The 8923-nt window shown below is 67.5% G+C and carries 9 protein-coding genes; 4 read left to right on the top strand and 5 right to left on the bottom strand.

Translation table 11 applies throughout. The features are described from left to right. Window positions 1-1040 (top strand): tetratricopeptide repeat protein (locus IP83_RS09350; RefSeq protein ID WP_054121952.1); only part of this gene is annotated, 1040 nt, incomplete at its 5' end. A gap of 71 nt (window positions 1041-1111) precedes the next feature. Here the strand turns inward: IP83_RS09350 and IP83_RS09355 are convergent. Further along, window positions 1112-1867, bottom strand: a complete 756-nt coding sequence (locus IP83_RS09355) for a cistern family PEP-CTERM protein (protein ID WP_054121953.1) — start codon at window positions 1865-1867, stop codon at window positions 1112-1114. A gap of 187 nt (window positions 1868-2054) precedes the next feature. Here IP83_RS09355 and IP83_RS09360 point away from each other — a divergent pair, with 187 nt between their 5' ends. Beyond that, the gene (locus tag IP83_RS09360; protein ID WP_054121954.1) at window positions 2055-3572 is read left to right on the top strand and encodes a tetratricopeptide repeat protein; all 1518 of its coding nucleotides are present in this window, start codon (window positions 2055-2057) and stop codon (window positions 3570-3572) included. A gap of 78 nt (window positions 3573-3650) precedes the next feature. On the opposite strand, the gene IP83_RS09365 is transcribed toward IP83_RS09360, so the two are convergent. The 4 genes from IP83_RS09365 to IP83_RS09380 all read right to left on the bottom strand — a co-directional run bounded on the left by IP83_RS09365 (window position 3651) and on the right by IP83_RS09380 (window position 6621). Next, window positions 3651-4094 carry a PEP-CTERM sorting domain-containing protein gene (locus tag IP83_RS09365; protein WP_054121955.1) on the bottom strand — a complete coding sequence of 148 codons (444 nt, stop codon included), beginning with the start codon at window positions 4092-4094 and terminating at the stop codon, window positions 3651-3653. A 140-nt stretch (window positions 4095-4234) separates the two neighbouring features. Then, window positions 4235-4801, bottom strand: coding sequence for an aminoacyl-tRNA hydrolase (pth, locus tag IP83_RS09370; protein ID WP_054121956.1), 567 nt, complete (start codon window positions 4799-4801; stop codon window positions 4235-4237). 179 nt (window positions 4802-4980) lie between these two features. After that, the gene (locus tag IP83_RS09375) at window positions 4981-5589 is read right to left on the bottom strand and encodes a 50S ribosomal protein L25/general stress protein Ctc (protein WP_054121957.1); all 609 of its coding nucleotides are present in this window, start codon (window positions 5587-5589) and stop codon (window positions 4981-4983) included. Window positions 5590-5721: 132 nt separating this feature from the next. Next, window positions 5722-6621 carry a TraB/GumN family protein gene (locus tag IP83_RS09380; protein WP_054121958.1) on the bottom strand — a complete coding sequence of 300 codons (900 nt, stop codon included), beginning with the start codon at window positions 6619-6621 and terminating at the stop codon, window positions 5722-5724. A 105-nt stretch (window positions 6622-6726) separates the two neighbouring features. Here IP83_RS09380 and IP83_RS09385 point away from each other — a divergent pair, with 105 nt between their 5' ends. Together IP83_RS09385 and glyS are read left to right on the top strand one after the other, a co-directional pair. Beyond that, a complete protein-coding gene (locus tag IP83_RS09385; protein ID WP_054121959.1) occupies window positions 6727-7641 on the top strand; it encodes a glycine--tRNA ligase subunit alpha in 915 nt (304 codons plus the stop codon). Next, window positions 7638-8923, top strand: a 1286-nt coding sequence (glyS, locus tag IP83_RS09390; RefSeq protein ID WP_231624984.1) for a glycine--tRNA ligase subunit beta, incomplete at its 3' end; no start/stop codon positions are given. The genes IP83_RS09385 and glyS, both read left to right, overlap by 4 nt.

Consider the following 8923-nt stretch of genomic DNA (forward strand, 5'->3'; position numbering starts at 1 on the left):
CCCGCCTCAAGCTGCTGAACGGCGATACGGCGGCGGCGCGCGGCCTTGCCGATCAGGCGCTCGCGGCGGATGGCCATCTGCTCGATGCGCTGCTTGTGGATGGCCAGGTCGCCACCGCGGAAGGCCAGCTCGGCAAGGCGCTCGCCGCCTATGCCAAGGCCGGCAAGGAATACCCCGGCAATCTCCCCGCGCTCACCGGGCAGGCCGGCATTCTCGGCGATCTCGGCCGCACCGATGAACTGGCGGCGCTGCTCTCGGGCTTCCAGGGCAAGACCACCGACGGCACGCTCGCCTACCTCAAGGCGCGGCTCGCCTCCGCCAAGGGGGATTGGACGTCCACCCGCGACATCCTTCAGGCCAATGAGGACAAGCTCAAGGACCGCGACGACGCGCAGGTGCTCTATGCGCAGGCGCTCACCCAGATCGGCCAGCCCGAACAGGCCCGCGCCCGGCTTGCACCGATGCTCGCCCGCCATCCCGAAAGTGTCGTCCTGCGGCGCGAGCTCGGCAAGGCGCAGCTGGCCGGCGATGACGCCGCCGGCGCGGTGCAGACCCTCACGCCCTTCGCGCGGAGCAAGACCGCCAGCGTCGAGGACCTGCGCCTCCTCGCCAAGGCGGCCGAGGCGGCGGGCGATCCCAACGCGGCGTTCTTCGCCGCCCGCGCGCGCTATCCCTCGCCGCAGTCGCTGGGGCAGGCGCTCAGCGCCGCCGATGCCGCGATGAAGGCGAGCAACTGGGGCAATGCGATTACTGCCTACGAGCAGATCCTCGCGCTCACCGATGGCCGCAGCCCGCTGGTGCTCAACAACATGGCCTGGGCGCAGGCGCAGGTCGGCAACAAGGACAAGGCGCTCCAGTTCGCCCAGCGCGCGATCCAGGTCGCGCCGGAGGACCCGTCGATCATGGACACGATGGGCTGGCTGCTCCACCAGACCGGCGGCAACCGCGACCGCGCGCTCGATCTGCTCCGCCGCGCCGCGCAGAAGGCGCCGCAGAACCAGACCATCGCCCGCCACCTCGCCGAAGCGCAGCGCGGCTGATCAACGCAAAAAGGGCCCCGACCGCGAGGTCGGAGCCCTTTCGCATTCGTGGGGCTTCAGGAAAGCGCGGCTCAGGCCGCGGCGAGCGTCAGGCGCGCCACCGGACGGCGGCCCGAATTCCGGCGACGTGCCAGTGCCAGACCGACGATGCCCGCACCGAACAGGCCGAGCATGCCCGGCTCCGGAACCGGCGTACCGCCCGTCGAGGTGCTGGTCGTGCTGCCGCCGCTGGTCGTGCTGGTGTTGATCGTGCCCGCGCCGGTCGCCGAGCTGACGCCGGGGACGCCGGTGATCGACTGGTAGCGCACATAGAAGTCGCTCAGCGTCAGCGCCGAAACCGGCGAGGCGAAGCTCAGGGTGAAGCTGCCGGTGCCGGTCTGGCCCAGCGTAAGACCGCCGCTGCCGCCGCCGGCGCAGGAATTGGTGTTGGCGTCCTTGAAGCAGACGTCGACGGTGCCGATGCCGTTGGGATAGTTCGAATTGAGCGTCGTGAACCCGTAGGCACCGGTCGAGGCCGCACCGGTGATCGTCGGGTCGGTGTTGAACGCGAAGCCCGAGATGCGCGAGTCGGTCACCGGGGCCGAGCTCGTGTTCGTGACCGAATAGTCGAAGGTGTAATCGTTGCCCGAAACACCGGTCAGCGTGAAGGTGGTCGAGCCGGTCAGGCCGGTGATCGAGGCGCCGCCGTTGCTCGAATATCCGTTGTAGTCGAGCGTCACGGTCTTGCCGATGTCGCTCGAGTTGAACAGCATCGAGTCGGCGAGTGCCGGAGAAGCCATCGACAGTGAAGCCGCGATGGCCACTGCGAACTTTGCGTAAGTGTTCATTTCCCTGCCCCTGAGTGGTTAAAATGTGGACCGACACACTCTACGCAAACACCATGCCAGTCGCCAAAACACGCCGTTTCGGATGATTAACGAAGCCCCGCTTGTAAACCATTCCGACGATTGGCCCCGCCGGAGCGCCGGAGCCCGCTTCACCGAAATTTCAGAGCTTAGGTAGTATTGGTGAGCCGTGAAGCGCTCCGCACTCATTGCCGGCCTCCTGCTGCTCGCCGCCTGCTCGCGCGCCGATCCGGCGGCGCAGTATGCCTCTGCTCAAAAGGCCTTCGCGGCGGAAGACTATGCCGCCGCCCGCACCTCTGTGCTCGGCGCGCTCGACAGCGATGGCAGCAACCGCGACATGCAGCTGCTGCTCGCCCGCACCCAGCTCAAGCTCGGCGATGGCGACGGCGCGCAGTCGACTTTGACCCGGCTGGAGGAAGGCGGCTTCACCAGCGCCGAGCTTGTCCGGATGAAAGCCGAGGCGGCGATCCTGCGCGGACAGGCCCGCGCCGCGCTCGATCTGCTCGGCCAGGATGAAACGGCGGGCGCGTGGCGCCTGCGTGCGGCGGCCCACACCGCTCTCGACAATTCCCCCGCCGCGCTCGATGCCCTGCGCCGGGGCCTTGCCGCCGACCCGCGCGACTATGCGCTGGTGCATGATTATGCGCGCTTCCTCATCGCCGCGCAGGACTATCCTGCCGCCGCCAAGGCCGTCGAAACCCTGCGCCAGCTTGGCCCCAAGCGGCTCGATACGCTGATGACGGCGGGGATGCTGGCGGCGCAGCTGGGGCAATTGCCGTCTGCCCAGGAGAGTTTCACGGCCGCCGCCAATGCCTTCCCTTCGCGGGTGGAGCCGCTCACCGCGCTCGCCAGTCTTGCGGACATGGAGGGGCAGGTCGATGCGGCGCAGCAGATCGTCGCCCGCGCCGCGAAGATCGCGCCCGGCCATCCGGAAGTGATTGACCTCACCGTGCTGCTCGCCTCGGAGAAGGGCGATTGGGAAACGGTGCGCAAGACGCTCGTCGGGCAGGAAGCCACGCTCGATCCGCGCTCGGCCAATGGCATGAGCTATGCCGAAGCACTGCTGCGACTGGGCCACCCCGAACACGCGCGCGCGCTGTTTGCGAGGGCCCTGCTGCTCTCGCCGCAGAACCCCTACGCGCGGCTCATGCTGGCTGAAGCGCAGCTGGCGGTGGGCGATGCGCGGACCGCACTGCGCACCGTGCAGCCGCTGTCGGACTCGGTGCTGGCCGGAGAGCGCGAACTCGATCTGGCGCTGCGGGCAGCAAAAGCGGCGAAGGATCCGTCTGCCGGTGTGCTTCAGGCCCGGCTGCAGTCACCGGATCTCAAAGCCAACCAGCAACGCGCCGGTGCCGGACAAGCCGCGCTCGTCCGGCAGGACTGGCCCGCCGCGCTCACCGCCTTCGGGCAAATTCCGGGCCATGAGAACGATGCCGAAGTGCTCCGCCGCATGGCGCTTGCGGCGCTGCGGTCGGGTCAGGCGGCAGCGGCGCTGGGCTTTGCCGATCGCGCGCTCGAACTCGCGCCGCGCAATGCCGACAACTTGCACATGGCCGCGCTGGTGCGGCTGGAGCAGGGCACGGACCGCGATCAGATGCTGCGGCTGATGAAGCAGGCCAGCCAGCTCGATCCGGCGAACCGGGTTATCCGCGCCGATCTTGCGCGCGCGGTGAACGCGGGAAGCTGAAGACCTGCCGCCCTTCCGGTCCTTCAGGGGCTGAGGCAGCGCCCTGAAGGACGGGGTGTGGGGCAGGGGATAGCCAGATCAGCGGCGGCGGCGACGCGCCAGCGCCAGGCCGACGAAGCCGAGGCCCATCATGCCGAGCATGCCCGGCTCGGGAACCGGCGTACCGCCCGAAGTGGTGGTGGTGCCGCCGCTCGTGGTGGTCGTACCGCCGGTGGTCGTCGTCGTCGTCCCGCCAGTAGTGGTGGTGCCGCCCGTCGTGGTCGTCCCGCCGGTGGTGGTGGTGCCACCCGTCGTAGTGGTCGTGCCGCCGGTGGTGGTGGTGCCGCCCGTGGAGGTGGTGGTGCCGCCGGTTGTGGTCGTGGTGCCTCCGGTCGTGGTCGAGGTCGTGCTCGAGCCGCACAGCTTGCTGCCGCCGGTATGGCCGCAGTTGCAGTAGTGGGTGTGCTTGAACCAGGCCGAGGCCGGCGTCGAAATCGCGGCCATGCCCAGAAGGGCTGCCGAAGTAAGCAGGATGCGTTTCATGGTTTAGTCCCCTTGCCAGAAAACCGTGGTTAAGCGCCGACAAAGCAAACTTGGTGCCAAATACGCATTTCTGCTGGCTTGGGTGGTTAACGTCCGTTTGGAAGTACCATAACTGTAAGCGGGGCCGACGTTAACATGTATTAAGATTGGCGCAGTGCCACATCGCTCATGAACCGCACAATATCGCCCTTTGCGAGCCATCCTGCTTCTCCGGCAACCGCGCCGAGCATGGTCACGAGGTCGTCCTGCTCGGCCTTGGCGAAGTTACCTAGGACGTATCCGGTCACGCGGTCCTTGTGTCCGGGATGCCCGATGCCGAGCCGCACGCGGCGGAACTCCGGCCCGATGTGCTGGTCGATCGAGCGCAGACCATTGTGCCCGGCATGCCCGCCGCCCTGCTTCACCTTGACCTTGAAAGCCGCGAGATCGAGCTCGTCATGGAACACCGTCAGCGCCTCCGGCCCCAGCTTGTAGAACCGCAGCGCCTCGCTCACCGCGCGGCCGCTCTCGTTCATGAAGGTCGCGGGCTTGAGGAGGATGATCCGTTCGGACCCGATGCGGCCGTCCTGTACCCAGCCCTGGAACTTCTTCTGCACCGGGCCGAACGCATGCACTTCGGCGATCGTATCCAGCGCCATGAAGCCGACATTGTGCCGGTGGAGGGCATATTGAGGCCCGGGATTGCCGAGGCCGACCCAGAGCTGCATCGCGCGCACTCCTCTTTTCGAAACCGAGTGGCCAGAACGACATCACCCCGGACATGATCCGGGGTCCCGCTACGCGCGCCGCCATGGCGGATCAAGCAGGACCCCGGCCAAGTCCGGGGTGACGGAAAGGACTCGGGCCAGTCCCCGAGGAGACCGGCCCGCAATCTCTCAGCCGACGATCAGGCGGCCGGAGTCTCGTTGTCGCCTTCGGCGCTCTTGAGAGCCGAGGGAGCAACGATCGTCGCGATGGTGAAGTCGCGGTCGGTGATCGCCGAGCGCGAACCCGCCGGCAGCGTGACGCTGCTGATGTGGATCGAATCGCCCACGTCCACGCCCGAAACGTCGACAGCGATATCGTCGGGGATCTTGTCCGCTTCGCAGATCAGCTCGAGCTCGTGGCGGACGATGTTCAGCACGCCGCCCTTCTTGAGGCCGGGCGACTTGGCTTCGTTGACGAAGATCACCGGCACCGAGACTTCGACCGCGCGGTCAGCCGAGATGCGCAGGAAATCGGCGTGGAGCGGGCGCTCCGAAACCGGGTGGAAGGCAACGTCCTTGGGCAGCGTGCGAACGGTTTCGCCGCCGACAGTGAGCTCGACGATCGAGTTGAAGAAGTGGCCCGTGCCGAGCTGGCGGCGCAGTTCCTTTTCCTCGACGTGGATCGCAACCGGATCCTGATTGCCGCCGTAGATCACGGCGGGGGTGCGGCCTTCGCGACGAAGTGCACGGGAGGCTCCCTTGCCAGCCCGTTCACGCGTCTCGGCCGGCAGATGCAGCGTATCGCTCATTGTCCGTACCTTCACGTTATATGTTCAACCGATTCCCCGCGCCACGCCTCCAGGGATGACCATGCGCGCAGAGAAGCGGCGGCCCTTAGCGACTACTGTGGAAAAAGCAAGCAGAAGCCGGGGCGGCGGCCCTCAGTAGACCCGCTTCACCAGCCAACCGCGCGCTTCGAGGAGGCGCGGCAGGCCGTCGACACCGGCCACATGAGCCGCGCCCACTGCGATGAAGGGCTTCGCCCCCGCCTTCAGCATCGCATCGATCTGGTTCGCCCAGGCGAGGTTGCGCCGGGTGAGCAGCGCCGAACGCAGCTCCGGATCGGCAAGGAAGCCCGTCTGCGCTTCCTTCGCGATGCCCAGTTCATCGCCGCGCAGCCACAGCGCGAGCATGTCCTTGTCGTCATCGCGGTTGTCCGCCGCCTCGTGCGCGACTTGCTCCAGCAGCACGGTCTGTGCGCGTTCCGGCAGCGCGTCGAAGATCCCGAACTGGCTGTCGATCGTCTCCAGCCCCGTGACCGGCTTGGCGCCGATCACCTTGCGCAGTTCGGGCTCCACCCCGCTGTCGGGCTCCATCCCCTGCTTGAGTCCGCCGATGGCCGCGATCTGCAGTGCCACCGCCCAGCTTTCCTGATCCTTGAACTGCGCGTCGTTCAGCGAAAGGTCCTTGTAGACCTTGGCGAGATCACCGCGGAACTTCACGCCGACGCGTTCGCTCGGCGGCGGCAGGCCGGGGGTGAACGCCAGCTTGCTCAGCGCTTCGCCCGCGATCTGCGGATTGAGCGCATCGCCGATTTCCAGCACCAGCCGGTCCGCATTGGTGATTGCCCCATCGATCACCGGGCGGCGCCACTGTGTCCCGCGCGGCAGCGAATGGACGGTGCCGAGCAGCCAGCCGTGAACCCCCGTGTTGTCCGAAATCGCCCAGAGCGCGACCTTGGCAGTCTCGTCCGAGGGCGGTTTGGCCGATCCGCAAGCCGCCAGCGCGATCAGCAGGAAGGCCGCGAGCAGCCGGCGGAGGGGAGGGACAAAGCGCATCATTGCCCCCAAGGGATGAACGAACCGGGCAGGCAGCGCAAGAACCCGCCGTTCCGGCCCCGCCTGCCGGTTGATTTGCCGCATGCAATCGGCCAAAGCGCCGGGGCCATGGCTGACACCACCGATACCGCCGCCGCTCCCTTGAGTGTGCAGGACATGATCCTTGCGCTCCACGCCTATTGGGGCGCGAAGGGCTGCCTGATCCTGCAGCCCTATGACATGCGCATGGGCGCGGGCACGTTCCACCCGGCGACGACCCTGCGCTCGCTCGGGCCCGAGCCGTGGAATGCCGCCTATGTCCAGCCGAGCCGCCGCCCGACCGACGGCCGCTATGGCGAGAACCCGAACCGGCTGCAGCACTATTACCAGTATCAGGTGATCATGAAGCCGAGCCCGCCGGACCTGCAGGCGCTCTATCTCGGCAGCCTCGCCGCGATCGGCATCGATCCGCTGCTGCATGATATCCGCTTTGTGGAAGACGACTGGGAATCGCCGACGCTCGGCGCCTGGGGGCTGGGCTGGGAAGTCTGGTGCGACGGCATGGAAGTCACCCAGTTCACCTATTTCCAGCAGATGGGCGGCTTCGATTGCAAGCCCGTCGCGGGCGAGCTGACCTACGGCCTTGAACGCCTCGCGATGTACATCCAGGGCGTCGACAACGTCTACGACCTCAAGTTCAACGCGTCCGGCGTGAGCTACGGCGACGTGTTCCTCGAGAACGAGCGCCAGATGTCGACGTGGAACTTCGAGGTGGCGGACACCGAAACCCTGTTCGAAGGCTTCCGCCGCGCCGAGGCCGAATGCCGCAAGGCGCTGGAGGCCAAGGTGCCCATCGCCGCCTACGAGCAGGCGATCGAGGCAAGCCACCTGTTCAACCTCCTGCAGGCGCGCGGCGTGATCTCGGTGCAGGAACGCGCGAGCTACATGGGCCGGGTGCGCGATTTGGCGCGCGGTTCGTGCGAGGGCTACATGGAGAAGTACCGCCCTGAATGGGAAGCGAAGTTCCCGGGGTGGACGGCATGAGCAATTCCCCAACCCCGTTCGTGTCGAGCGAAGTCGAGACACCAGGCACGGTCGCTGATTTCCTCCTCGAACTGCGCTCGGAAGAAATCCCGGCGCGGATGCAGGCCGGCGCGCGCGCCGATCTCGAAAAGCTGTTCCGCCGCGAGATGGAGGCCGCAGGGCTTGCCGTCGGCGCGCTGACGGTGTGGTCCACCCCGCGCCGCCTGACGCTGATCGCGAAGGGCCTGCCACTCGCCACGCAGGCGGTGAGCGAAGAGACGAAGGGGCCGCGCACTTCCGCGCCCGAGCAGGCGCTCGAAGGCTTCCTGCGCAAGACGGGCCTCGCCAAGGACCAGCTGACCGAGCGCGACGGCGTGTGGTTTGCCGTGGTCGAAAAGCCGGGCCGCGCTGCCACCGATGTGCTGGCCGAAGCGATCCCCGCGATCATCCGCGCCTTCCCCTGGCCCAAGTCGCAGCGCTGGGGCGCTGCGAGCCTCCAGCCCGAAAGCCTGCGCTGGGTTCGCCCGCTTTCCGGCATCATCGCGCTGCTCGGCGGCGAAGTGGTCGATTGCGAAATCGGCGGCATCCGCTCGGGCCGCACCACGATGGGCCACCGCTTCCACCACAGCGGCGAGATCACCATCGACGGCGTGGACGACTACGCTGCCAAGCTGCGCCATGCCCACGTCATCGTCGACCATGCGGAGCGCGAAGCCATCGTCCGCGATGGCGCCAAGAAGGCCGCTGCCGACGCCGGCCTCGTGCTGGTCGAGGACGAAGGCCTCGTGATCGAGAACGCGGGCCTCACCGAATGGCCGGTGCCGCTGCTCGGCCGCTTCGACGAGGCGTTCCTCGAAGTCCCGCCCGAAGTCATCCAGCTCACCGCGCGCGTGAACCAGAAGTACTTCATCTGCCAGGAACCTCCCCGGAACGGGGAGGGGGACCGCCCGCAGGGTGGTGGAGGGGCGCTCGCCAACGCCTTCGTCTGCACCGCCAATATCGCAGCGCATGACGGCGGCGCGATGATCGTCGCGGGCAACCGCAAGGTCCTCGCCGCGCGCCTTTCGGACGCCCGCTTCTTCTGGGAGCAGGACAAGAAGACGCCGCTGTCCGTCCATGCGGAAAAGCTCGCGCGCATCACCTTCCACGAAAAGCTCGGCACCGTCGCCGACAAGGTGGAGCGCGTGGCGAAGCTGGCCGAATGGCTCGTCGAAGAAGGTATCGTCACTGCTTTGCCCCTCCCCGTTGGGGAGGGGTCGGGGGAGGGGGCTCCCCCCTCGCAGGCGCAGCGCACCCCCCCCCC

The organism is Novosphingobium sp. AAP93 (genome assembly GCF_001296055.1).
Taxonomy (GTDB): domain Bacteria; phylum Pseudomonadota; class Alphaproteobacteria; order Sphingomonadales; family Sphingomonadaceae; genus Novosphingobium.